Genomic DNA, 24222 nt, shown 5'->3' with positions numbered 1-24222 from the left:
TTGAGCCCTTCAGACAACGACGTAACTGCAGTGCTCGTCCCTCGCTCACTCCTCCCCCTTTTCGACTAGCGGGTTTTGACTGGAAGTCAGGATACCCATCTGGCGGATTGCTAGCTCGTTGAGCTTTACTACCCGCTCAGCCTGCCCCAGCCCCTGATCAATAAAATGGGCATTGAGCGATTCCAAATTGGCCAGACACACCAGTTGTTGCACGCTGGCGTGGTCACGCATATTCCCCGTTAAAGAAGGATTGGCATCACGCCATTCGCGGGCGGTAATACCGAACAACGCCACGTTAAGCAGATCGGCTTCACTGGCGTACACTGCATTAATCTGTTGGGGAAGCAAGGTATCCGGGATCAGATTTTCCTTGATGGCGTCGGTGTGAATCAGGTAGTTGACCTTGGCCAGATTGCGGCGAATATCCCAGCCAAGCTGCTGAAACTCCTGCTCTTTTAAACGTTGAAACTCCTTAATGAGATACAACTTGAATTCGACGGAGATCCAACTGGCGAATTCGAAGGCGATGTCTTTTTGAGCGAAGGTCCCGCCGTAGCGGCCACGGCTGGATAAAATGCCGATGGCGCCGGTTTTCTCTACCCACTGTTTGGGCGTGAGGGTAAAGCTGTTCAACCCCGCCTCTTTTTTAAACCCGTCGAATTCGACGGGTTTAAAATTCGGGTTATTGAGTTGCTCCCAAATACCAAGGAACTCAATGGTATTGCGATTTCTCAACCAGTTTCGAATCAAGTCATCTGTGCGCTCGCTATTCTTGTAACGCGCAATATCCGTGATATTGATGTACTCGACGCCATCCTTGGTTGTGGTAGCAATTTCCTGCTCCAGCACCTGCAGCTTTGCTTTCATAGACTCATCCTTGAGTGGGTTTGTTGATTCCTGAGTCATCGCGGGCGGATTAGCATCAAGCCACAGCCAAATGCCTTCGCCGGACCAATCCCGTTATTAATCATGGTAAGAAACCCTTCCGGGTCTTTCACAATCAACTCCCCCGAGATATCAACCGAAAGAAAACGAGCCTGTTGCTTTCGCGCAGAGGCATCCTTTTGCGGTAGTGGATGGATTCGATAACGCTGCCACTGAAAAACCGGCACCGTTATCTCTCGATCACCGTCATCATCCTCCACCTCTTGCTCCGCAATAGAAAACAAGCCATCCCGCGAAGGGTTGTGCGCCAGCCACTGAATCAGCCGACGAGACACGGCCTCCTGCGTCGCCAAACCAAGAAGAACATCGACACTGTGCCCCGCCACAGCATCCGCAAAGCACCGGCTTTGGCTTAGATAACTGCACAAGTAGTCCGTCACAGCAGATGCGCGCTGATTTTCCATTAGCCGTCTTTTTAGGTCGCCTTTGCTTCCCTCGCACGACAGCCCAATTTCTTTACAGGCTTGGCGAAAAAACACCAACTGCTCATCCATTACCAGGTCACAGCGCTTTTTATCGCGGGTAACGACCGGATTGGCCGTAAGGCAAAACGAGAGGCGTTGACCAGCCTGAAATTGGGGCCGGTATTCCTTGGATTCCACAGTAAAAAGCGGCGTGCTTTCTCTGGGCCTTGTCACAGAAAGCACATAGTAAACGGGCTCACCTTTTGCTCCAGCGTGCTGCTTCAACTGCTCCTTCGCGACTTCCTCCCGGTAGAGAAAATCCCGCTTTTCCTGATCAAACAAATCCCAGAGTAGTTGATGGGTGCCATAGGTATTGGATTGCAGAAGCCGACCCAACTGTGAGTTTTGACCAATATCGGGTTTCAAGGTCACGCGGGAAAGGTACATTTACACACCCTCCTTGGTACGGTAGTGATAAATCTGTCGGGGGGCATACTGCCAGCGTCTCCGGGAGTTCAGGCGGTCGTGTTGTGTCTCACTGAGTAATTGGCTTTTATCCAATCGCCCTTCACTACCAAAATCCTCAACGTTACCCTCCCAGCAATACTCCACCGATTGATCACGGCAAAGAACATCCCGCTCAAAACGCTCTGACTGTCTTTCCAGTACGGGAGAAATCCCACGGGGTTGATACTTTTTAAATGCCTCTGCAAAGCCGTCAGCAACAACAAGTTGTGGATCAAGCGGGGCGGCCAGCGGGCAGGACTTACGCCCTAGGTAGAGCGTAAATATGGGCGTTCGCAATCCATCTGCAATCTGCTCAAGGGTATAGGGAACCCCGTCCTCTGCACGCAAAGCCACCCATGCCAGGGCATCGCTACGATATTCGCGACTGGAAAGCACCGTACCCAGACGGTCTTTGCCGATCACCAACTCATCTCGACGACTGCGATAGGTAAATTTTCCTACAGTATCCGGTGCCTGCACCGTGTGGTAGTCCCGCAACAAACTGCCTTGGCTGAACAAGGCTGACGCCATGTGATACTCGCGATTCAACCGCAGATGCTGGGACTCCTCCTCACGGCGAATACCCAGAGCTGCCGCCACCAGCCCCATCACCGCAGATTTTGTTGGCCCATGAAAGCTGTGCCGGGATTCGCCAATGGCAATATTCCCCCAACTGGCCAGGGGGCCGTAAAGCCGAAACAGCAGATAATCCATTATCGCCTCCTATTCGGCTCCACCCACAAAGTCCAGCAGCTCGCCCATGGCACCGAGGCGCTCACCAACACAAATTTCATATCGGCGATCAGCGCAAGGGCCATACACCTGGTCAAAGCCCTGATACTGCTGGCGAATGGCATCTACAGCCTGGGTAAGATAATCCTTATCAATCAAGCCGCGAACCTCCACCGGCTTAAGGAAAGAAACCGAAAGGGATCGCGGTTGCTGATTGCCCGCCTCAGCCAGCACATAACTCGCGTAGCCCTGATGGGCAAAGCTGTTTTGCTTCCCTGAGGGTGGCACTTTAATCGCCGTTTCTATCAATGCCGCGATCGCGCGGTTAGCCAACGCGGCATCCCCATTCAGGTTTTCAATAAGTTGTTCACGATTGATACACAGGTAGGAATAAAACAAGCCCGCGGCAAAGCCTGTTTCACCAATATGCGATGAACCCGCATCTTCCCGACCGTCATTCAGATCATCAACAGCGGTAAAGTAGTCATCTTCTATCACAACCGGATGCACACTAATGGCATGGGCAACTTGGCAGGCCGCCTCAATGTTGTATGCTGGCTTTGACGCCAGCATGCGACCGAACAGGGCAATATCCACCGCAGAGGTAGTCTCGCGCAGCAAGTCCAATTCGCCTTTTTCCGGCGCGCGCTGCTCCTCAATAAGTGTTGCGACCAGCTGATCTATTTGGGCCTGTTCATCCGGCCCGATATGGACTAATTGTTCAATTTCCAATTCATTAAGTGGATCATTCTTATCCGCCTTTTTATTCTTACCAAACTCTCCAGCGATGGTGGCTGCCCAGGTCAACGCATTTTTATCCTTTATGCCTGCCTCAGTCAGACGATCATAAATTCCCAGTCCCAGTCGCTTGGTACGCGTACCCAAGTGGCCAGACACCGCTTGCCCAAACAATTCGGAGGTACGCCAATGGCGCTTCAAACTTTGAGAAGAAACACGCAAACGATCAACGCCACCCATTTTGGCGGTTTTTGGACGCCCCTGATCGTCACGATTCAAATTGGCGGGAGGATATGCAGTAAGTAGATGTATCTGGATAAAGCGGCTCATTATTCAGTTCCTTTTGAAGTAGTAGATGAGTTAGATGGAAGGTAATAATCCTTGGCCCATAGCACACTGAGCCGGTTTACCGGATTGCGATCGGGACCTGTTTGATATTCGTCGTACCAACGCAGAATGCCCTCAACAAGGGAAAGAATATTGACACCACCATTGAGCATACGAATGGCCCGAATCAGCCTGCGAAAGAATTCCTCAGGGGTACGGCTTTTAATCAGCTGCCGAAAACGGAGATCACTCATTACAGCAACGTCTTCACCGCCGCCTAATTGAGCAGCAAAACTTCTCCCAGGTTGGTTATGCCTTACTTGAGCCAAGGCACAGGCAACCAACGCACTCGCGTAAAGATGTTCTGTTTCAGCCCAGCGCGGCGGAACATACTCCAGAAAATTAAAGAAAGCCTCCGTCAACAAAGCATCATCCGGGCGCTCCACCCGGCGCAAGCGAGCGCGCAAACCACGATTTTCATCCAGCGACGACCACCAAGCGAGCAAGCGATCAGGCGCCGCGCCGTGAAGGTAGTAAAAGTGTTTTTTCGCCTCCATTGTTTCAGCCATTGGCAACCTCCTTGGCAACTTGGCCTTTTTCCCTCAGGTGTTTAATCGATTTCATTGAATTAAATTTTTTAACCAGTGCATCGCGGGCATTAACAATTCGCTTCAAATCCAGCTCTTCCACCGAGGTTTGCAGAGTGAAGTGATCGAACAGTTCAAGAACGGACTTATAAAGGACTGACCGCCAGTCGCCATAGATTTCTGGTGGTACACGATCAGCACCCACCGGCAAAGCCGCCATCTGCCCCAGCAATCGGTAAAAGTCATTTTCAGTGGCCTGCCAGAATTCTGTGTCGATAAAGCCCACATCGCCTGTCGCATCTTCAGGTCGCCGATACCAACCCTCTTTAACGTATTTTCTAAGCAAGGGCGCGCTATCTTTAGCGCTGGTAAGTAACGTCTGTATCCATGCCTGCACATTGACGATTTGTTCAGGCTCCAAATGAAAGACTGGCAAAATATGTTCGTACCAGCAACGCGCTTTCATGTTGTCCATGTCATAGCCAAAGCACCACAGGCTTAGCTGTTTCTCACTATCCAGCTCCCGCGATTTATTGTTAAAAAAATCCTGAACAATGATCGATGCGCGGTCACCATTGCCATCGTCGTGAAACATGAAGCCCAACCAGTGCCGATAACCAAGGCCGCCTTTCTGACCTTTTAACGACAGGGGTTCGTTTTCTTTCTTGAGATCAAAGCGGTACGGCGTAAGCGGATGAAGCCAAGGGCCTTCGTAATTGACACCATAGTTACGGGTTCGATAGCGGGAATAGAGCGGCAAATCCTGCTCACCGCACAGATCGCACTCACCTGACTGGCTTGCGGGGCAAAGTCTGATACGTCGGGGCATTCCCCAATACATTTGCAGCGGATGGGTATCATCTGGCAACGTTGCCTTACCACTTTTGTCAGATAATCTGGTTAGCGCCAGCCAAGGCAGTATCGACGCATCCATAGACTCTGCCGACGTCTTCAGCCCCTGCTCCTGATCCAATACATTGAGCCAGAGCTTTTGCCACAGACTGCTATCACCCACAGGTCGCAAGAGCGTGGTAAGGGGACCGCCGCCACGCAAACCAACACGATGCCCCACGCCACCAGAAGGCGCATTGGTTTGCAGGGTAAATAAAGCCAAAGCAGTACAGGACGGACACAGCGCATTGACCAAGCCCCCCTTAATAAAAAAATCGAGATTGTCTTTAAGGGTCTTCCCCCCCGGCGCATCAATCAGCAGCCCAGCAATACCCTTTTCTTCGCCATCCTCCAAAGTGAGATCTTGGAGAAAAGCGGGGCTGCCCACCTCGGCATCCAATGCAAATGCATCTTTCCAGGCGCCGAACGCCTCCTGAAGATACCTCGATGACATAGGTTCAACATAACGTTCCTCCCACTCGACAATATCTTCCGGCGCAACACAGGTTTGCAACAGCCCAATCAAAAATTGGTAGAGTGCTCCCTGAAAATCCGCCCTAGGTGCGCATAGCTCAACAACCGGGTTGTCAGTTTCTGCTATTTGCCAAGGGGCAATTTTGCATTGGCTTCCATCCCGCCGGATGGCAGGTATCCATTGAGACGACAATAGGTTCATAGCTCGTATTCCCTCACCAAACTCCATGTGCAATCTAAGAAACGTATACACCAACTCCTGCAACAATCACGGCTGACGCCACAATCCCCAACAGAAGCTTTGTCGACCAATTTGCTCGGTCAATCACCTGAATCAATTCCACCAAGTCACTTACTCGCATCGCGCTAAACCTTTTGGCCAAAAGGAGATACTAGCGAGACTACCACACATTTCTTAAGTGATAAAATCAGTTTTCAATAAAATTCACTTGCTGTACAATCTCTCCCGTTCCCAACATTTGGGATCAACCGTGATAGAACCACTTTTCAGTGGTTCATTATTGCCCGTTCCCCGCTTCGGCGGGGCCTCCCAACCACCCTACCTCTTGGTCGTAGTAGCTATCCAATACCCCCGCCAACGGAAACAGTCTCTTCCATTTCAAAGCGTTATGATTTTCCTGCAAGTCAGCCATTTGCTTTATCAGCTCTGACGACAGTGCCTTTTCCGCCTGCCGCCAGAGGTTTTCCCTCATACTCACCGTGCTTAAATCCCAGGGGTAGTGCGGGTGTTCCGCATAGGCTCGCCAACTGCCCTCCCCATCCGGTTTCACCAGCACCACACTCACTGACGCGTCACTTAGCCGGGTCGGTACATTAACCTCCTCCCCCCAACCCGCGTCATTGCTTTTCCGGGTATAGCCTTTACTCATATCCAGCATATTGAAACCCGCCATACTGGCCGCGGCCCGGCGGTCGCCATCCGCAGAGAAGGAGGCTTCCTCGATGGCTTCTGGAGTGATTAGCGAGGTTGCCGATGAATACACTGACTCAATCAGTTCCCGGGCATCTTCCGGCATCCGATATCCACCTCTGGAAAACAAGACCTTGGCCGAACGCCAGAGCTGGCCGAGATCACGATATACCGCCAGGGTCCCCTTCTGGCCGTCCAGCCAATTCTCATCGGCATCGTCCTGTGGATCAGGGGAATGAACGTAAAATACAGCGGGTGGGCGCTGATCCGCTTCGCCCGGCGAATCAACGGGATTACCTTGGGCGTCCCGACGATGGCGATGCAGGCGACCAGCGCGCTGAAGTAACAGGTCTATTGGCGCCAGATCGGAGATCAGTACATCGAAATCAAGATCAAGGCTCTGCTCCACTACTTGCGTACTGACTAGCACCCGTCCCTTTCGTTTTGCGCCGTCGCTATGCTTACCAAAGCGGGCCAGCACATCCGCTTCAATATTCTGCCGATCCAACATGACATAGCGGCTGTGGAATAACTGAACGACTTCATCGCTTGCCAAGATATTGCGCACCTGTTGACGGGCCCACCGAGCGTCATCCACCGTGTTGCGGATCCAGCAAACACATTGACCTTGCGCCACTGTCTCTGCAATCAACGCCAGAGCCGCGTCTACGCCATTCAGCCTCTGCACTTCTACTCGGCGCGCTACCTCCGGCCGGGTTGCTAGTGCGCACTGGGGCTCTGCAATCGCAGGAAACTGCGTCGCCAGGGGATAGGCTGTCGAATCGAGCGCAGACATGTCTTTGCCTGTCCCCTTGGCGTAAGCGGCGATCAAATCGCGTTTCATTTGATACGGCAGCGTTGCCGACAGCAATATGGCGCTGCCACCCTGGCCGGCATGCATTTCAAGCAGGTTTTCCAACAGCTTTTTCATATAGGGGTCATAGGCGTGTACTTCGTCAATCAGCAAAACCTTTCGACTCAGACCCACCAATCTCAAAGATTGATGGCGTGCTGGTAAAACGCCCAACAGCCCCTGATCTATCGTCCCAACCCCAATATCAGCGAGCAGCGCCTTTTTGCGGTTATCAGCAAACCAGGCATTGCAATAGGCAGAGGCGCTGGCTTCGCCACTTGCGTAATCAACGTCACTTGGCTGCTGGTTCCCCCAACCAACAGAGTCGGAAAACTCCGCCGATAAATGCCTGGCCCCGTGGGCCAAAATCAAAGAAGGCCGTTCTGACTGTGGATAGAGGGCCCGATAACACTCCGCCATGCGTCCATACATAGCATTGGCGGTGGCCATCGTGGGCAAGCCAACATATAGGCCATCCGCCAATCCGACGCTCATCAGGCGATGAACCAGCACCATCGCCGCTTCGGTTTTACCTGCACCCGTCACATCTTCCAGAATAAAAAGCTGAGGCTCTTCTACTAGCGGCTGTGAAATGGCGTAATGCTGCAAAGGGGTAGGCGTTTCGACAAAAGGAAATAACTGTCTGATCGATTCAAATCCTTGCACGGGGCGGCGCTGGAGGCCCGATTGCGCCAGTGCTTTACGGGCCGAGGGCAGCGCGCTTTCCTCCCAATAGTCTTTTAAAGGAACGCGTTGAGCGCAGTAACCGAAATAGCGCTGATTGGACCCCAACCAATCCGCCAGCACAGCCAATCCCGCCAAGCACCAGGACTGGCTTTTAAGTTCCTTGTTCAGCGCTTTATCCTGCAAAAAGCCGAGGTCTTCCGCTTGCAACCACCACCTAAGCATTTCTCCCGAGAAGCTCACCGCGGAGGCAATATCGGATTTATCAAAATGATCAAGAAGGCGGATATTTCCTGGATACTGGGGAGGCTGGCCATGATGACCGGTCACAATCTCTAACCAAGTATCGAGCTGATGCAACCGCCGCACTTGCTTTTGATCTACATTAAATGCCTTGGCAAACACGTCTTGAAGCTCAGCAGACTCCCGCCACAGCCAAAAACCCAGGGAATCATGGCGCACCTCATAACTCATACCGGGCATTGGCGCGACGAGTTGTGCAGATAAGCCGGGTGCTAGCCCCTGAAATGCCCGGGCAAATTTGCCGAGATCGTGCAGACACAGAAACAGCACAAACAAGCGACGCAGCTGATGTTCATCAATACCCAAAGTCTCTGCAATTCGCGCTACGTAAGGGTATTCCTCCGACATTAACAGCCAGCCACAGGCCGCCACATCCAGACTGTGATAAGCCAACAGATGATAGTCTGGCCCTGGTGACACATCGTCTCTTTTGGCCTTGCCCCAATACCGATAAAAATCCGGTACGGGTTCGGAGGCAATTACCTTTTCATCCATCACCGTCCTCCACCGCTTACGGAACACTATTAGCGATAATCACTGTTCGTCCTTATTCCATTCCACCGCAGGGGGATCAAACTTCACCATCACATCGACCTAGGCTCTCTCGATCCATTCATCCGCAATGCGCTTTTCGCAATTCAGCAACTTTCTAATGGATTCCATGGCTTTCTCAGTTCCACCAGTATTGACGCTACTTTAGCCAAGCTGTCGGCCAAAACCTGTCCTGGCGTTTTATCCAGTACTGTTTTCCATCCCCAGCGCTCTCTTAAGACACCTCAGCGAAGGCTTCCCGAACCCAGCTACAAAAATTCCGCTTTCGTTTGTACTCCACCAAAATCCCCGCCAATTCATCTATAATGGCGGCGCGATACCGGTCACCGGCTAACGCTCTGGCGTGTTTAAGGATGTCGATGGCGTCCTGATAGCTTTTGTTATTACTCTGGTCGATCAGATGTCGTACGGCGCCGTAGAGCAGAGGTAAGCCGCGTCCAGCGTGGTCGGGGTTGGCCTGGGCTACCTGAACAAGCAGAACCGACTCAAGCTGATGCGTTTCGGCAATGCGCAATGCATCTTCAGGTTGTTCAAAATGCAGATAAAGTTCAGCCAGGGTGTTTCTACCCTGCCAACACAAATAGGCGTTGCTGGTGTTTGCGGCCGCGATAGTGGCCAGTTCGATGGCTTTGTTGCGGTTGCTTTTGCCGTCCCTTTGCTTGGGTATCGCCAATATCTTTTGGTAGCCTTCCATCCCGGGCTGTTTGGCAAAACGCTGCCATAGCAGCTCCACCACTGGCGCGTACTGTTTATTGTAGAGGTCAATGGCAATCTGGTTATCTTCCAGTGCTTGGGCGTAGTGGTATTGTTTGCCAGCCACGCGCTCTGCCCGCTGGCGCCAGACCAAGGCTTGGTCCAGCTGGCCGTGCTCCAGGCACCGCTCGGACTGCATCAAAAAATCCCGAAAGTCCACGGCGGTTTTAGCATGCAGGTCGATGATCAGCTGATGGTCCTGGCGGGTTTCAGCATCGTCCTCTAAAGGGCCGCGCAGGTGGTAGTAGTCCCCCATGCGCTCCCAGTCTTTTTCCTGCATCGGCGGCAATGCATCCCAGGCCTGTCTTATCAGGGCGATAAAATCGCGCATACCGGCATCGCCCAGCAAGTCTCGGTAATCCCCGGGAATCTCCGGATAAAAATCGCAGGCAGGACTCATAAAGCGCTCAAACAGGTATTGCGCCAATTGCGCCTCTGTCAGCGCTGAAGCATCCAGAATATGGCGATGCCAACGACCCAGCTGCGCCAGCACAGCTAGCCGAAAGCCGCCGGAATCATCAATGGTGTGCAGGGCACGCTCGATGCGGTCAAAGCTGTAGTCGATCAACGCCAGGGCCTTGGCGGGCGGTAAATCGAGAATCACGCTGTCCAGGTTATCCAGCACGGTCTCAAGCCGGGCAAAGTAACTGCGCACTTGGGCGTAACGGAACAGATTGCGATTGAGGGGCATGGCAGCGGTAATCTGCTTTTTTATCGCACGATCATTGAGCTTACCGGCGGCCAGGTCTGCTTTGATAGTCAGTTGTGCCAGCATATCCCGGTCATTTTTAAGCTGTTCCATCAGAAGCTCAACGAGGGCTTCCTTGCTCATGCCCATCAAGTAGGTGGGCAACCGATCTTTATTTTTGCTACTTTGCAATTGCAGCTCTTGTTGCAGGGCATCCCGGTATACCAGCGCCGCGGCAACACAGTGCTTGCAAAAATCAACGCCATCAGATGCTGGGCAATCACAGACACCTTCGAATACTTTGCCGGTGTGCGTTAACACTACTTGGTAAGTCTCACTGCCATCCACCTCGGCAATAACGCTTTTGCCTTTGTGGCGCAGCGGGCCCACCCGATCCTCACGGTAATAGCCCACGCCGCGTTTGTAGGCTGCTTCACCGGCAAGCCGAATCAATAGCTGATCAGTAATTTCTGCACATCAAACCTCTTGGTTATACAACTGAATGCCCTGTTGCAGGCGCGCCAACACCGCACTGCGCAATGCGGTGGGCGCCTCTACAACCACATTGGGGATATGGCGGAGAATATCTTGGATCAGCTCTCGGTCATCGCTGTAAGGCAGGGTGAGAAGATAATCATCACCTTCCCAGCGCCCCTGCTGCGCGGGGTGCCATTGCTGCAAGGCGATCTCTTTAGCGACCACAGGAAGAAAGCGCAACACAGCCCGATTGTCAGCCGCACCTGCAAAGATGCCATAGCCCTGGGCAAAGTGGGTCTTAAGCTGGGTAGGCGCCACCTCCCTGGCCCGCGCCTTTTGTGGTACCAGGCGCTCAATCCGCGCCAACGAAAAGGTACGCAGGTCCTGACGCAGGTGGCACCAGGCGTCCAGGTACCAGTTCTCGCGGTAATAAACGAGGGTTTGGGGGCTAATATCACGATGACTCGCTTTATTGTTATAGGACGAATAGCGAATCGTTATCTTATGACGTTTGAGCAATGCCTCGCACACCCCAACAAACACCGGGTTGGCGAGATAGCGGTTGGCATGGGGCAGCACTTTAACATGCTGATCGAAGTCACTACGACTGATCCCTCGGGCCGCAAGCAGGCGGTTGATGTTGTGCTCAATCACAGCCAGTTCATCGTTGAGCAGACCGCTACCAAACGTGCCCAGTAGTTGCAGCAGCAGCGCAAGGGACTGCAGTTCGCCGCCGGTCAGCCATAAACCGGGCAGTTCAAACAGCACCCGCTCACCGTCGCTACAGTGCCAATCCAAATAGTGCCAGCCTTTGTGTTCGGGAAAGTAATCAATGGGCGCGCCGAGGTAGTCCTTCATCTGGTCGATGGTGCGCCTGACCGTTCTTTCGGAGCATTCCAGAGCATCCGCGAGTTTGCCCAGAGCAATGGGGCGCCGGTGGCTACAAAACTGGCGATGCAGCAATTGGAATCGATCAAATTTATCCACGCAACCCCCGGCAACGTCCTGTCACAAACAAAGCCGCTTTTACAGTGGCCAGTTTCAAAGGCTATGATCCACACTGCTTGGGCTGGCGGTATAACAAACACTCGGCCCACCGGCCCTGTTTTAACACACAACGCCCCGAACCGCCTCTCGGGCGAGGAGCAAGCAGCATCATGATTCGCAAACTGTGTTTTTTTCTGAGCCTGGCAGTTCCCGCCGTGGCCGCTCAGGCCGACTGGCAATGCCCCAACAGCCTCAACACCACGCGCCCCACCCTTGAAGCCGGTGAGCTTAACCTGTGCGACACGGTGAAAAATGCCAAAGCGGTGTTAGTGGTCAACACCGCCAGCATGTGCGGCTTCACCCCGCAATTTGAAGGCCTCGAAGCACTTTACCAGGAGTACAAAGACCAGGGGCTGGTGGTGCTCGGTGTGCCCACCGCAGATTTTGGCGGACAGGAATATGACGATGCGGCCAAGACCTCAAAAGTCTGTCATGCAAATTATGGGGTGACCTTCCCCATGTTCCGCAAGGCCTGCATTCGTTGCGATGAACCCGACCCGCTGCTGGCCTTGGTCAGCGAGGCCAGCGGCACCAAACCGAAGTGGAACTTCTACAAATACGTGCTCAACCCGGCCACCGGCGAGACCGAAAGCTTTTCCTCAATGACCAAGCCCTCATCGGACTCGCTGAAAAAATCCATTGAAGGGGCCTTGAGTGGGCAATCAACGGCTGGGCAATAAACGGGTGGGCAATGACCCGGCAGGCCAATGAAACGCGCTACCCTGGGTCTGCTGGCGCTACTGTCACTGGTCGCCTGCAGCGCCAGTGACAGTTGGACCGAGGGCTGGCAAGCCTACACCGACGGGCTCACCCGACTACTCGACCGGGAGGCGCAGCAACCGCATCCTCTCCCCCCCTTCCCCCACTACCCCCGGGGAAAGGCCATGGCACAGCAATTCTCGTCACCCGATATCAACCTGCTGGAATTTCTTCGGCTCGGGCGCTGTAAGCTCGGGCAAACCCTGGCCCAGCGCAATAGCATTCTGGGCAAGCATGGCGACGCCGCCAGCTTGCTGGTGTTTGATTTACAGTTTCTGTCTCAGGTCGACAACTGCGCAATCAGCCTGGCCGCCCGGGATCAGCATGCGCTCGCCGACGCACTGCTGCGCGCCAAAAAAGTAAAGGCCCAGGAATTACCCCGGCGCATCTTTGCCGCCAGCCTGGCGGGAGCAGAATTTCGTGAACTCTGGTCCCCGCCCGAGCAACGCCAAACGTATCAGCCCAACGGTGAAGATGTGGCCGTGGCGGCATTGCAGCGCTGGGCGACATGGCAAGCCCAGTGGCTTGCGGGAAACTGGTCGGCAGGATTAGAAGACGGCAGCGGTGATGCACTACTCACTACTCTCGGAGAAATTCGCCAGGGCCAGGGCGGCCAGCTATTGCAAGCCCAGCGAATCGCGGTCAGCCATTTACAGCGGGCCAGTGACATACTGCAGCAACGCCTGCATGGCAGGCCGCTATGCCTCAAGCCCCAACCGACACCGAAGGCCAACCACCTGCGCGCACTGCTGCAGGCGCGTTTTGTCGGTGAACTTCAGCCCCGGGCGGCGCGCATCAATCGCCACCAGCAACAACTCAACGCGGCCATTGCGGCGATTGAGCTGCCGCTGTTTGACGCGATGGAAGCGGTTGCAACGGAGTATCTGACCTGGCGGAGCCAGCGTGTGGCGCTACTGGAGCAGGCCACCCAGGCCTACCGCGAACATGTTGCAAGCGCGTCAGCGCTGCTCAAACAATGCGGCCTGTCGCCGGGTGGCAATTAACGGCGACGCTGCTCCATACGCCGCAAAAACACTTCCATCACCGACTGATACAGGCCCTCGCCCATAAACAGGTCTTCCACCCCGGAATCAATGCTGGGGTTGTCGTTCACCTCGATGACCACCACTTGTTTGTCATTCTGTTTCAGGTCAACCCCGTAGAAACCGTTGCCGATCAGCCGGGCCGCCTTGGACGCCGCATCAAGGACTTTCTTGGGGACTTCGTAAGTTGGCATGGTGTCGAAACCGCCAGACTGACTGCGGCTACTGCTGTGTTTATAGATCTGCCAGTGGTTTTTCACCATGTAATACCGGCAGGCATACAGGGGCTTGCCATCGAGCACGCCAATGCGCCAGTCGTATTCGGTGTACATAAATTCCTGGGCCAACAGCAGCGCCGACTTTGCCAACAAGCGTTCGCTTTCGCTCACCAATTCTTCCCAGTTAGCGACTTTCACCACACCGCGAGAAAAGGCGCCATCAGGCACTTTTAGCACCATGGGAAAACCCAGTGTGTCCGCAATGCGGCGCAGCTCCTCTTCGTTTTCCCGGCGCAGAAACTCGGTTTTGGGCACCGGCACTTTATGGCTGCGCAGCAGGTCTGCGAGATAAATTTTGTTGGTGCAGCGCAAAATTGACGTGGGGTCATCCATCACCACCAGCCCCTCCGCCTCGGCCTTTTTGGCAAAGCGGTAGGTGTGGTGATCCACTGATGTGGTCTCGCGGATAAACAGGCCGTCATATTCCGGCAGGCGCATGTAATCCTTGCGGGTAATCATCTCCGCCGAGATGCCCAGCTGCTGGGCGGCTTTCACAAACTTGCGCAGAGCCGCCTTGTCGCTGGGGGGCAACTTCTCTTCGGGGTCCACCAGAATCGCCAGGTCATAACGAAACTGCTTGCGCGCCCGAGGCTTGCGCCACATCTTGTTACTGAAGGATTCGAAAGTCGCTGCAAAGGCATCCTGCTCAGCACCGGCACTCAAATTTTTCAAGGACGCCGCCTGCACCTTACGCAGCCGCCAATGCCCCTTAAATTCCAGAGTAATTTCCAGTACCGGGCTGGGGAAGCGCTCAAACACCGCCTTGGCCAGGGCCTCGTGATCCTCATTCAAGGTGTGACCAAACCAGCAGTGAATTTCCAGCTCTTCACCCGCCTGGCCTTTGGGCAACTTCGACAACAGCGGCTCTACCCCCTCCCACTGAATCACTGACAATGACTTGCGCCCCAGCTCACTGAGGGTTTTCACCGAGGGCAACACATTATGGCCGCGGGCCTCGGCCAGCAGCGAGCAGTAATAACCCGTGCCGAGGTATCGATAGCTGCGACAAAGGTTTATCACCCGCACCCGCTCGTCGGCCGCCGAGCCCGCCTGCTCCAGATACTGGTCAAAGGTGACCACATCCTGGCTGGGAAAGTAGGGGGACCAATCTTTGAGATCATCGACAACAACGTAAAAGCGAGCCATAGCGCGGTGGCCTCGGGCGGATAGCGAAGTTCGGCATTCTGCGACCAAACTTTTCCAACCTCAAGATGCAAATTCGCATTGAGATAAGGAAATATTGCGCAGTATCATCCGCCTGCTGGCCGGGCTTTTCCGCCAGCCGGAGCCGTCTTGGATGTTGCCATGTCTCAACCCCGCCTTCGCACCGCGACCGATGCTGATTTAGCGGCCCTACTCAAGCTCGAGCTGCGCTGTTTTCCCGGAGACCGGCTGTCCCGCCGCAGCTTCAAACGGTTTATCAAAGCTGGCCCCCATGAGCTGGCGATAATTGAAGAGGCCGGCCAAATCATGGGTTACAGCCTGTTGCTGTACCGCACCGGCACCAGCCTGGCCCGCCTTTACTCCATCGCTACCAACCCTGACTACCGGGGCCGGGGCCTGGCGACCCAGCTGCTTCACGACGCGCATCAACGGGCGCAACAGGCAGGCTGCGTGTTTTTGCGCCTGGAAGTGCGTGAGGACAACAACGCGGCCATCGCCCTGTACCGGCGGGAAGGCTATCTCTGCTTTGATACGGTGGAGCACTATTACGAAGACGGCTGCAGCGCACTGCGCTTCGAAAAGCGTCTGCACACTGCCGCCACGCTCAGCAGCGAGCAGGCGCCGCGATACTACGCCCAAACCACCGATTTCACCTGCGGCCCCGCGGCCCTGATGATGGCCATGCACAGCATCGACCCCGCCGCCGTCATCGACCGGCAGGAGGAAATGCGGCTTTGGCGTGAGGCGACCACCATTTACATGACCTCAGGACACGGCGGCTGCTCGCCCCATGGCCTGGCGCTGGCAGCGCTGCGCCGCGGGTTTGGCGCAAAACTGTTTATCAGCAGCGCAGAAACGCCCTTTATCGATAGCGTGCGCAGCCAGGAAAAGCGCAGCGTCATCGAGCTGGTTCATCAGGACTTTGTCAGCCAGCTCGGCCAGTTCGGCACACCCGTAGAGGTCAACCCGCTGGGCCCCAAGCAGTTCAAAGAGATTCTGGAGCAGGAGAGCCACCTGATCGCGCTGATAAGCACCTGGGCCCTGAACCGCAATCGAGCGCCTCACTGGGTGTATATCAGCCGCAGCGACGCCAATTTTGTTTATGTTAACGACCCCGACACCGACGACGACCTGGGTCACACCGCCGCCGATTGCCGCCATGTGCCGGTAAATATCGACGCGTTTATCTCTATGGCCAGCTTTGGCAGACGCCGATTGCGCTGCCTGCTGGCCATTCATCCCCGCACCACCACGGGAGGACACCCATCCACTGATGAAGACTGACTACGCCCAGGCCCTCAAGGCCCTGTCGGATGAGCTGATCGCCATTCAAAAGCCGATTCTGATTCTCGATGCAATCAAGTGGCCCCAGGCCATCGAGCAGGATTTTTTTGCCAAGGGCGCCACTGCCCTACCCACCATTCCGCCGGATTATTACGACGGCTTTCCCCTGAGTTTTGATCCGAAGCAAATCCGCAGCCAGCTGGCGAATCTCAAAACCAAAATCACCACTCAACTGGGTGGGCAGGACCCGCTGGGCGCGATTCTGCAAGAGACAATCGAGCAGTACGAACTGGTCGTGGAGCTGGTCAGCCAACGGGGCAAGCCCGGCTTTCAGCGGGCGAGCCAACAGCTTTACGGATCGGCCCGGGACCATCTTCGCGGCGACAAAATGACCTTGATCGAAATGGGGCAGCGGCTGTGCCACATATTTTCACTGCCAGCAGCCAAGCACCTCGCTGCGGCCTATCCCAAGAATATTCCCGCCGATGAGGCGGTGCGCCAACTTCAGCGACGCCTTCTGCCCTATTTCGCCGACAGCGCGTTCACGGTAAAAGAAACCGATGGCATTGTCTCCGACGCCTCTGCCGGGGGCGACTGCATCAAGGTCAACACCCATGCCGCCTTTTCCAGCCTCGACTTGCAGGTCTTGGAAGTGCACGAGGGTTGGGTTCACGTGGGCACCACCCTCAACGGTCGCAATCAGCCCTGGGCCAGCTGGCTGAGTGTCGGTTCACCCCGAATCACCGCGCCCCAGGAAGGGCTGGCGGTGCTGATTGAAACCCTGACCTTCAGCTCCTTCCCGGCCCGGGCGCGCCGTATCAGCGACCGGGTTGTCGCCATCGACCTGGCTGAAAATGGCGCCGATTTTATGGAGGTCTACCGCTATTTTATCGATCAGGGGTTGCCGCCCAAGGACTGCTACAAGATAGCCCAGCGCGTTTTTCGGGGCGGTGATATTCGCGGAGGCAGCTGTTTCACCAAAGACCTTTCCTACGTCAAAGGCTTTGTGGAAACCGTCAATTTTATCCGCAGCGCTATTCTGTCAGACCGGCCAGAAGTGTTGCCGCTGATGTTTGTGGGCAAGGTAGCCCTGGATGATGTGCCGGTGTTGTACCACTACCAGCAGGAAGGCTTGATCGCCGCTCCCAAATACCTGCCGCCCATGTTCAAGGACCTCAACGGTCTGTACGTGTGGTTTGGCTTCTCCAGCGGGATGTCAGTACTGGATGTGGCCCGGGTACAGGACCATTTCCAGGCCCTGTTCCGGAAGATTGGCTAAAAAAGCTCAGCCGTAGATGCAGAGGTAGGCGGTATTTTGCGCAACCTTAAGATCGAATTTGCTGGAAGCGGGCACATCAAAACCCTGGCCGGCAGAAAAGGTTTGCCACTCGTCACTGCCTGGCAGCTTCACGGTCAACGCGCCGCTTAACACTTCCATACGCTCGGCAGCATCGGTGCCAAACTGGTAGTCACCGGGTGCCATCACACCAAGGGACTCAGGCTTTTCGGCGCCAGCGTATCCCAGAGATTGCACTGCGCCGTCGAAATAGGTGTTGTGTTTAATCATAGGTGCCTCCAAAACGAAGGCGCAATCATACTCGCCCCCCTCGTCCGGCGCCAGAACCTCAGCGGCGGTCTCACTCGGCCGCCACCGGCTGTTTACTGTAATCCCGGCCCATATACAAATACACCGTCGGGACAACAAACAGGGTAAACAGGGTGCCAATAGTCATCCCCGAGGCAATGATCATTCCCAATGAGAATCGCGAAGAGGCGCCCGGACCGCTGGCCGTCAGCAGCGGTACCATGGCCACGACCAATGCCGCCGTGGTCATCAGTATCGGGCGCAAGCGAATGGATGTGGCTTCCTCAATGGCATCGCGTTTACTCATGCCTTGACGCTGCATGCGGTTGGCAAAATCCACAATCAGAATACCGTGTTTGGAAATCACCCCAATCAAGGTCACCAATCCCACCTGAGTGTATATATTGAGCGTCATCCCCGGAAATTGAGTGAGTTGCATTCCATTGGTTAGCGCAAAAATATTCATGGTAAGCAGCGCCCCACAGACCGACATCGGCACGGTAACCAGAATGATCAGGGGATCGCGAAAGGATTCAAACTGGGCCGCCAAAACCAGGTAAATGATAATGATGGCAAACACAAAAGTGGCGAGCAGTGCACCACTCTCCTGTTTTAGCTGACGGGAGCTGCCCGCGTAGTCCAGTCGGAAGCTGCTCGGCATTACCTCTCGGGCAATCTCCTCGATCATCGCCAGGGCCTCTCCCTGGGTCACGTCGGGGCGAGGCACCGCCACGATGGTATTGGAGTTGAGCTGTTGAGCGTGTGGAATCGCCCGGGGCTGAATGGTTTCTTCCAGTTCTACCAACGTTGACAGAGGCACCAGGTCACCACTGCGGGTGCGGGTATAAAAAGACTGCAACTGTTCCGGATTAAGCCGCGCTTGACGCTCCACCTGACTGATCACCTTGTAGGAGCGACCCTCGTAGGAGAAGCGATTAACCTCAGCCCCAGCCATCAATGCCACCAGGTCGGCACTGACGGTGGCCATGTCTACGCCTATCAGCGCCGCCTTCTCCCGATTAATCTTTAACTCGGTCTCCGGGCGATCGTAATTGAGCATAGTGGCAGCAAAGAAAAAGCGTTTGCTTTCCATCACCTGCTTGACCACCTCGTTGCCCACCTCGGCCATAATTTCAGGCCCACTCGTCGACTTCAGCACTAGCTCCACCGGGTATCCCTGACCGGGTGTTGGCAACGGTGGCGGCTCAAACACCGCAGCCCGCAAGCCAGTAATGCTCTGCAACGCTTCTGTCTGGGCAGCAGCAACTTGCGCCATGCTGGCACTGCGCTCATCCCAGGGTTTGCCCATCATGCCGACAAACCCCGAATTCACGCCCATGGTCACATCGCCAGCAAAACCGAACACATTCGCCACATCAGGATTGCTTCTAACAATGTCCTGGCTACGAATGAAGTACTCTCGCACATACTCTGGTGAGGCGTAGCCATCCCCTTCCAGGAGCACCCCGACAAATCCCAGATCCTCGCCGGGGGCCAGCTCAGACTGACTACCGACGTATAGAAAACCGCAAGACAACAACACAATTAAGCCGAACACGGCAACAACAGCAGGCTGATCCAAGGAGCCATGCAGACGCTGTTTATATTGACAGCGCAAGGCTTCAAACTTTTCATCAAGGTAAACTGCCAAACGGCTCTCTTCGCCGGCCTCACCGTGGGACGGCTTCAGCATGCGACTGCACATCATAGGTGTCAGGGTAAGAGCAACCACACCGGAAATCAGTACCGACCCGGCCAGCGAAAAAGCAAACTCGGTAAACAGTACCCCGGTAATCCCGGTGAGAAACCCGATCGGCGCATACACTGCCACCAGGGTGATGGTCATGGCAGTAACCGGCCCCACCAGCTCCCGAGCACCTGCTATTGCGGCATCCTTCGGCTTCATTCCCTCTTCGATGTGGCGGTGGATGTTCTCCAACACAATAATGGCATCGTCCACCACCATGCCGATGGCCAACACCATGGCCAGCAGGGTCAACAGATTGATGGAGAAGCCCAGCACATACATCAGAAACAGTGCGCCCACCAGCGACAAGGGCACGGTAATAGCCGGAATGGCCGAGCTGCGCAGGGAACCCAAGAAGAGAAAAATGACCACCACAACAATCAACACAGCCTCGATCAGTGTCGCGCGCACCTCTTTGATAGCCTTGTCTACGTAGATGGTGCTGTCATAGCCGATCATCGCACCCAATGTCTCAGGCATAGCGGCTTTCAGGGTGGGCCACAGGCTGCGAATGTCCGCCATCACGTCCAGCAGATTGGCATCGGGTCGCACAAATACACCAATAAACACGCTGGGCTCACCGTTCCAGAAGCCATTGGAATCATATTCCTCGGCACCGAATTCGACCCGTGCCACATCCTGAAGGCGCACCAGAGCATCACCATCGGAGCGGACCACCATATTCCGGAAGGCCTCAACATCGTTCAGATCGGTGTCGGCAGACATACCGACCCGCACATAGCCCCCTTTTGTCTGCCCCACCGCCGACAGCACATTTTCCCGCTGAATCGCCTGAAACACCTCACTGGCCGTCAAGTTATGGGCAGTAAGCCCCTCGGGATCCAGCCACACTCGCATGGCGTAGGGTTTGCCACCGATCACCTGCAGGCGCTCAACACCGGGGATCGCAGCCAGCTCGGGCTCAACAATCCGGGACAGATAATCCGTTATCTGGGTGTCGTCCATGGTGTCAGAGAAGAATGAGATGTACATCGCCGCTGTGGCACCGGCGTCAGACAGCTCCACCACCGGATCCTCTGCCCCCACCGGTAGCTGATTACGCAGCTTGTTGACCTTGGCAGAAATCTCCGTGAGCGCCTCATTGGGGTCCTTACTCAGATGCAGATTGGCATTGATCTGGGCAAGGCCCTGGGAGGAAGTGGAAGTGAGGAAATCGATTCCGTCAGCCGAGGCAATTTCCCGCTCCAGGGGGGTGGTGATAAAGCCCTCGACCAGCTTGGGGTCCGCCCCCGGATAGGCAACGCTCACTGAAATCAGGGCGTTTTGCAGCTCGGGATATTCCCTTACCCGCAGGTCGAGTCCAGCCCGCAGGCCGAGCAGTAAAATAATCAGGCTGACTACCACAGCCAGCACAGGCCGTTTAATGAATATATCGGTGAAATGCATGTCGCGTCCTACGCCATCTGTTGGGCTACGTGCTCACTCGGGCTTCCAAAGATCACCCTAGCCCTCGTCCACATTGGGGGAAAATGAGGGGGATGGCGCCAGTTCATTATTAACAATCACGGGTTGCTGGCTGCGCAACTTAAGCAGCCCCGCACTGGCAATCTCCTCGCCACCGGAGAGCCCCTCAATGACCGCAACATAATCGCCCCGGGATGGACCCAGTTTCACAAATTGCTGCACCACAATTTTGTTCGGCCCAGCCTCGCTATCATCCGATTCGGCGCTCTCATCATCCGCAGTTTTACCCTCGACCGTCTGCACTACGTAGACCGAGCTGCCGTAGGACGCATAGTTGACAGCGGAGCGGGGAATGGTGAGGTAGCGCTTCTGCTCGGGCAACACCACACGAATCGAGGCAAACTGCCCCGGCTTAAGCACACCATCAGGGTTTTCTAACCGCGCCCGCAGCGCAAAATTGCGAGTGTTAGGATTGACCTTGGGCTCCATTGCGATCAATTTCCCCTGGTAGGAGGCGGGCTGTTGGGTCTCGGTTTTCGCCTGCACCGGATACCCCGGCGCAACCTCAGCCAGGTATTTTTCAGGGAGAGCGAAATCCACATCAATCGGATTTAACGACTGCAGAGTGACAATGGTCTGACCAACAGCCACGTACTGGCCAACGTTAACCTGACGAATCCCCAAACGCCCGGCGAAGGGAGCCACTACCCGCTTTTGATCCAAGCGACCCTGCTGGGCCACCACCGCTGCGTGGGCGGCTTTGGTTTTCGCCGCGGCGGTATCCAGCTCTGATTGGGAGATACTGCCCCGACGAAACAAGGTTTCAATCCGCTTTCTGTCGATCTCGGCCAGTTCCGCTTCGGCTTTCAAACGATCCAGCTCGCCCTGCTCTGCCGCTGAATCCAGCTCGACTAGCAATGCACCCTTGGCAACCTCGTCCCCTGATTCAAAGTGAATGGCACGCACCACGCCGTCCATCTCTGCAGTAAGGTCGGCCCCATTTACCGCCACCAAAGTCCCCACAGAAGTAAACTCAGCAGGCCAGGACGTCTCTTCCACCAAAGCGGTTGAGATCGTTACCGGCGGTATTGGCATCGCATCAATGAAGTCGTTCATCATGCTGTTGCTCATCCACTTCATGCCAAACACGCCGCCAAAGACCGCGGCCGTGCCAAGCAACATCACTACCATCCGTTTTGTCATCCCCAATCCCTAGAACAAGGCGTGGCTATCTCTCAATTGCCAGTAAATGAATTGCGACCAGGTCCCCTCCCCGGCGCGATGTCGAGAGCCCGCAGCGACGCTGCTGGCCAATCTTTGCGGCCACTACTATACAGGTCATTTACACCGGAAAAGCATTACGAATAGTTTATTCAGGCATTAACGAACAAGCCGGAGCGGCAAGCACCGCGCTGAACCCTCGGAAAACACGGATTATAAGACGGTCGGCAGCCCATTACAGTGAGGCCAATGTGGTTTTATTAGAAGCGTGCCGGCCAATGGATATCGCAACACTACTTGGAATGCTCGGGGCTATCGCGGTTATTGCTGCAGCGATTTTATTTGGCGGCAGTGCTGGCAGCTTTATTGATACCCCCTCCATTCTCATCGTGATCGGCGGCGGCATCTTCGCCAACCTGATGAAATTCCCCCTCGGCGATACCTTGGGCGCCTTTAAGGTCGCGTCCAGGGCTTTTTTTCACAAGAGCATGGGCCCGCAAGAGCTTAGCAACGAGTGCGTTGAGCTGGCAAAAATTGCGCGGAGAGAAGGCCTGCTCGAGCTGGAAAACAAGGAAATCACCAACGAGTTCTTAAATAAAGGCGTACAAATGGCCATTGACGGGGTCGATCACGACTTGGTCAAGTATCTGCTGAACAAGGAAATCAACCTGACCATTGAGCGTCACGAGTCTGGCGAGGCGATCTTTCGCGGCTTTGGCGACTCCTTTCCCGCCATGGGCATGATCGGCACGCTGATTGGCCTGGTGCAAATGATGGCCAATATGTCTGACCCTAAGGCGATCGGCCCCGCAATGGCGGTAGCGCTGTTAACCACCCTCTACGGCGCGGTGCTCGCCAATACCATTTTTATCCCGGTGGCAGAGAAGCTGGCCTTCCGCACATCGGAAGAGCGCCGCAACCGACAGCTGATCCTCGAGGCCGTCAACGGTATCCAGACCGGCATCCAACCTCGTGTGCTTGAAACCCTGCTGGCAACATATGTGCCTCACCAAAAGGCCGAACCTGTAGAAGCCGACAAGGCCGCCTAGCATGCTGGAAGCCCCTCCCGAGAAAAAGGTCCGCCCCGGCGCCCCCGCATGGATGCTGACCTTTGCTGATCTGATGTCGCTGCTGCTGGCCTTCTTTGTGTTGATGTTTTCCTTCTCGGAGATGGACAAACAGAAATTCAAAGAACTATCCGGGTCGCTGCAAAACGCCTTCGGTGTACAGAAAGAAATTCCGGCAAAAGATACCCCCATTGGCACCAGCATTATCGCCCGGGAATTCACGCCGGGACGCACCCGGGTCACCACCGAAGATGTGGTGCGGCAAGACTCCACCAATAACCTCGACCGCTACGCCCTCGCCCAGGACCTGGAGCTGGCCCGCGCCATTCTCGAGGTGGAGATAGCCCTCGACCAGGTGGATGTTGACGAGTCAGCCGATGGGTACCTGATTATTCGCATTCGCGAGCAGGCCTCGTTCCCATCCGGAAGCGCCGAACTCGACCCGCGTTTCAACAGCATTGCGCTAAAAATTGCCGAAGTCATCAATCAGATTCCCGGCGACGTGATTGTGGCGGGTCACACCGACAACGTGCCTATTCATACGGCTTCCTATCGCTCCAATTGGGACCTCTCCTCGGCCCGGGCTGTCACCATGCTCCACGAGCTACTCGATATCAGCGGCGCCAGCCCCAAACGCTTCCGGGCGGCAGGTTATGCCGACTACCAGCCAGTGAACTCAAACGACTCTGAGGACGGCCGGGCCCGCAATCGCCGGGTTGAGATCCAGATTCTGCGCCGGGTGCAGTCTTACTGACC

The 24222-nt window shown here is 55.2% G+C and carries 19 protein-coding genes; 6 read left to right on the top strand and 13 right to left on the bottom strand.

Going from position 1 to position 24222, the window contains the following annotated elements:
* Positions 1-45: 45 nt before the first annotated feature.
* From NCG89_RS16320 to NCG89_RS16280, 9 genes are all read right to left on the bottom strand, one after another.
* A complete protein-coding gene (locus NCG89_RS16320) occupies positions 46-867 on the bottom strand; it encodes a KilA-N domain-containing protein (protein ID WP_251087626.1) in 822 nt (273 codons plus the stop codon).
* Positions 868-902: 35 nt separating this feature from the next.
* Positions 903-1796 carry a type I-E CRISPR-associated protein Cas6/Cse3/CasE gene (cas6e, locus tag NCG89_RS16315; protein ID WP_251087625.1) on the bottom strand — a complete coding sequence of 298 codons (894 nt, stop codon included), beginning with the start codon at positions 1794-1796 and terminating at the stop codon, positions 903-905.
* Positions 1797-2570 carry a type I-E CRISPR-associated protein Cas5/CasD gene (cas5e, locus tag NCG89_RS16310; protein WP_251087624.1) on the bottom strand — a complete coding sequence of 258 codons (774 nt, stop codon included), beginning with the start codon at positions 2568-2570 and terminating at the stop codon, positions 1797-1799.
* A gap of 9 nt (positions 2571-2579) precedes the next feature.
* The gene (gene cas7e / locus NCG89_RS16305; RefSeq protein ID WP_251087623.1) at positions 2580-3656 is read right to left on the bottom strand and encodes a type I-E CRISPR-associated protein Cas7/Cse4/CasC; all 1077 of its coding nucleotides are present in this window, start codon (positions 3654-3656) and stop codon (positions 2580-2582) included.
* On the bottom strand, positions 3656-4222 hold the full coding sequence (gene casB, locus NCG89_RS16300) for a type I-E CRISPR-associated protein Cse2/CasB (protein ID WP_251087622.1): 567 nt from the start codon (positions 4220-4222) through the stop codon (positions 3656-3658). The genes cas7e and casB overlap by 1 nt, the downstream gene beginning before the upstream one ends.
* A complete protein-coding gene (casA, locus tag NCG89_RS16295) occupies positions 4215-5807 on the bottom strand; it encodes a type I-E CRISPR-associated protein Cse1/CasA (RefSeq protein ID WP_251087621.1) in 1593 nt (530 codons plus the stop codon). The genes casB and casA overlap by 8 nt, the downstream gene beginning before the upstream one ends.
* 316 nt (positions 5808-6123) lie before the next feature.
* Complete coding sequence (cas3, locus tag NCG89_RS16290) at positions 6124-8871, bottom strand: CRISPR-associated helicase Cas3' (RefSeq protein ID WP_251087620.1); 2748 nt, start codon at positions 8869-8871, stop codon at positions 6124-6126.
* A gap of 271 nt (positions 8872-9142) precedes the next feature.
* Positions 9143-10822 (bottom strand): SWIM zinc finger family protein, encoded by a 1680-nt coding sequence (locus NCG89_RS16285; protein WP_251087619.1) that lies wholly within the window; start codon positions 10820-10822, stop codon positions 9143-9145.
* Between the two features lie 24 nt (positions 10823-10846).
* Positions 10847-11833, bottom strand: a complete 987-nt coding sequence (locus NCG89_RS16280) for a helix-turn-helix transcriptional regulator (RefSeq protein WP_251087618.1) — start codon at positions 11831-11833, stop codon at positions 10847-10849.
* Between the two features lie 170 nt (positions 11834-12003).
* Between NCG89_RS16280 and NCG89_RS16275 the strand changes: the two genes are divergently transcribed.
* On the top strand, positions 12004-12573 hold the full coding sequence (locus tag NCG89_RS16275) for a glutathione peroxidase (RefSeq protein ID WP_251087617.1): 570 nt from the start codon (positions 12004-12006) through the stop codon (positions 12571-12573).
* Positions 12574-12600: 27 nt separating this feature from the next.
* Positions 12601-13656 (top strand): DUF3080 family protein, encoded by a 1056-nt coding sequence (locus NCG89_RS16270; RefSeq protein ID WP_251087616.1) that lies wholly within the window; start codon positions 12601-12603, stop codon positions 13654-13656.
* Here the strand turns inward: NCG89_RS16270 and NCG89_RS16265 are convergent.
* On the bottom strand, positions 13653-15119 hold the full coding sequence (locus NCG89_RS16265) for a RimK family ATP-grasp domain-containing protein (RefSeq protein ID WP_251087615.1): 1467 nt from the start codon (positions 15117-15119) through the stop codon (positions 13653-13655). The genes NCG89_RS16270 and NCG89_RS16265 overlap by 4 nt on opposite strands.
* 159 nt (positions 15120-15278) lie before the next feature.
* On the opposite strand from NCG89_RS16265, the gene NCG89_RS16260 reads away from it, so the two are divergent.
* Together NCG89_RS16260 and NCG89_RS16255 are read left to right on the top strand one after the other, a co-directional pair.
* The gene (locus tag NCG89_RS16260) at positions 15279-16421 is read left to right on the top strand and encodes a GNAT family N-acetyltransferase/peptidase C39 family protein (protein WP_251087614.1); all 1143 of its coding nucleotides are present in this window, start codon (positions 15279-15281) and stop codon (positions 16419-16421) included.
* The gene (locus NCG89_RS16255) at positions 16411-17700 is read left to right on the top strand and encodes a flavohemoglobin expression-modulating QEGLA motif protein (RefSeq protein WP_251087613.1); all 1290 of its coding nucleotides are present in this window, start codon (positions 16411-16413) and stop codon (positions 17698-17700) included. Before NCG89_RS16260 ends, NCG89_RS16255 begins: the two co-directional genes overlap by 11 nt.
* Before the next feature lie 6 nt (positions 17701-17706).
* Here the strand turns inward: NCG89_RS16255 and ppnP are convergent, their stop codons facing one another.
* The 3 genes from ppnP to NCG89_RS16240 all read right to left on the bottom strand — a co-directional run bounded on the left by ppnP (position 17707) and on the right by NCG89_RS16240 (position 22381).
* Positions 17707-17988: a pyrimidine/purine nucleoside phosphorylase gene (gene ppnP / locus NCG89_RS16250; protein WP_251087612.1), complete on the bottom strand. Its 282-nt coding sequence runs from the start codon at positions 17986-17988 to the stop codon at positions 17707-17709.
* A 70-nt stretch (positions 17989-18058) separates the two neighbouring features.
* Positions 18059-21160, bottom strand: a complete 3102-nt coding sequence (locus NCG89_RS16245; protein WP_251087611.1) for an efflux RND transporter permease subunit — start codon at positions 21158-21160, stop codon at positions 18059-18061.
* Positions 21161-21217: 57 nt separating this feature from the next.
* A complete protein-coding gene (locus NCG89_RS16240) occupies positions 21218-22381 on the bottom strand; it encodes an efflux RND transporter periplasmic adaptor subunit (RefSeq protein WP_251087610.1) in 1164 nt (387 codons plus the stop codon).
* 296 nt (positions 22382-22677) lie between these two features.
* On the opposite strand from NCG89_RS16240, the gene NCG89_RS16235 reads away from it, so the two are divergent.
* Both NCG89_RS16235 and NCG89_RS16230 read left to right on the top strand, forming a co-directional pair.
* Entirely contained in the window at positions 22678-23448 is a 771-nt protein-coding gene (locus NCG89_RS16235; protein WP_251087609.1) for a MotA/TolQ/ExbB proton channel family protein, read from the top strand.
* A 1-nt stretch (position 23449) separates the two neighbouring features.
* Positions 23450-24220, top strand: coding sequence for a flagellar motor protein MotB (locus tag NCG89_RS16230; protein ID WP_251087608.1), 771 nt, complete (start codon positions 23450-23452; stop codon positions 24218-24220).
* Positions 24221-24222 lie beyond the last annotated feature (2 nt).

The organism is Spongiibacter taiwanensis (assembly GCF_023702635.1).
Lineage (GTDB): Bacteria > Pseudomonadota > Gammaproteobacteria > Pseudomonadales > Spongiibacteraceae > Spongiibacter > Spongiibacter taiwanensis.
This window is presented reverse-complemented; position numbering and strand designations above follow the sequence as displayed.

What these genes read in the sequence shown, in the direction of transcription:
- NCG89_RS16320 (WP_251087626.1), bottom strand. Translation starts at nt 867, where the DNA reads ATGAAAGCAAAGCTGCAGGTGCTGGAGCAGGAAATTGCTACCACAACC.
- cas6e (WP_251087625.1), bottom strand. Translation starts at nt 1,796, where the DNA reads ATGTACCTTTCCCGCGTGACCTTGAAACCCGATATTGGTCAAAACTCA.
- cas5e (WP_251087624.1), bottom strand. Translation starts at nt 2,570, where the DNA reads ATGGATTATCTGCTGTTTCGGCTTTACGGCCCCCTGGCCAGTTGGGGG.
- cas7e (WP_251087623.1), bottom strand. Translation starts at nt 3,656, where the DNA reads ATGAGCCGCTTTATCCAGATACATCTACTTACTGCATATCCTCCCGCC.
- casB (WP_251087622.1), bottom strand. Translation starts at nt 4,222, where the DNA reads ATGGCTGAAACAATGGAGGCGAAAAAACACTTTTACTACCTTCACGGC.
- casA (WP_251087621.1), bottom strand. Translation starts at nt 5,807, where the DNA reads ATGAACCTATTGTCGTCTCAATGGATACCTGCCATCCGGCGGGATGGA.
- cas3 (WP_251087620.1), bottom strand. Translation starts at nt 8,871, where the DNA reads ATGGATGAAAAGGTAATTGCCTCCGAACCCGTACCGGATTTTTATCGG.
- NCG89_RS16275 (WP_251087617.1), top strand. Translation starts at nt 12,004, where the DNA reads ATGATTCGCAAACTGTGTTTTTTTCTGAGCCTGGCAGTTCCCGCCGTG.
- NCG89_RS16270 (WP_251087616.1), top strand. Translation starts at nt 12,601, where the DNA reads ATGAAACGCGCTACCCTGGGTCTGCTGGCGCTACTGTCACTGGTCGCC.
- NCG89_RS16265 (WP_251087615.1), bottom strand. Translation starts at nt 15,119, where the DNA reads ATGGCTCGCTTTTACGTTGTTGTCGATGATCTCAAAGATTGGTCCCCC.
- NCG89_RS16260 (WP_251087614.1), top strand. Translation starts at nt 15,279, where the DNA reads ATGTCTCAACCCCGCCTTCGCACCGCGACCGATGCTGATTTAGCGGCC.
- NCG89_RS16255 (WP_251087613.1), top strand. Translation starts at nt 16,411, where the DNA reads ATGAAGACTGACTACGCCCAGGCCCTCAAGGCCCTGTCGGATGAGCTG.
- ppnP (WP_251087612.1), bottom strand. Translation starts at nt 17,988, where the DNA reads ATGATTAAACACAACACCTATTTCGACGGCGCAGTGCAATCTCTGGGA.
- NCG89_RS16245 (WP_251087611.1), bottom strand. Translation starts at nt 21,160, where the DNA reads ATGCATTTCACCGATATATTCATTAAACGGCCTGTGCTGGCTGTGGTA.
- NCG89_RS16240 (WP_251087610.1), bottom strand. Translation starts at nt 22,381, where the DNA reads ATGACAAAACGGATGGTAGTGATGTTGCTTGGCACGGCCGCGGTCTTT.
- NCG89_RS16235 (WP_251087609.1), top strand. Translation starts at nt 22,678, where the DNA reads ATGGATATCGCAACACTACTTGGAATGCTCGGGGCTATCGCGGTTATT.
- NCG89_RS16230 (WP_251087608.1), top strand. Translation starts at nt 23,450, where the DNA reads ATGCTGGAAGCCCCTCCCGAGAAAAAGGTCCGCCCCGGCGCCCCCGCA.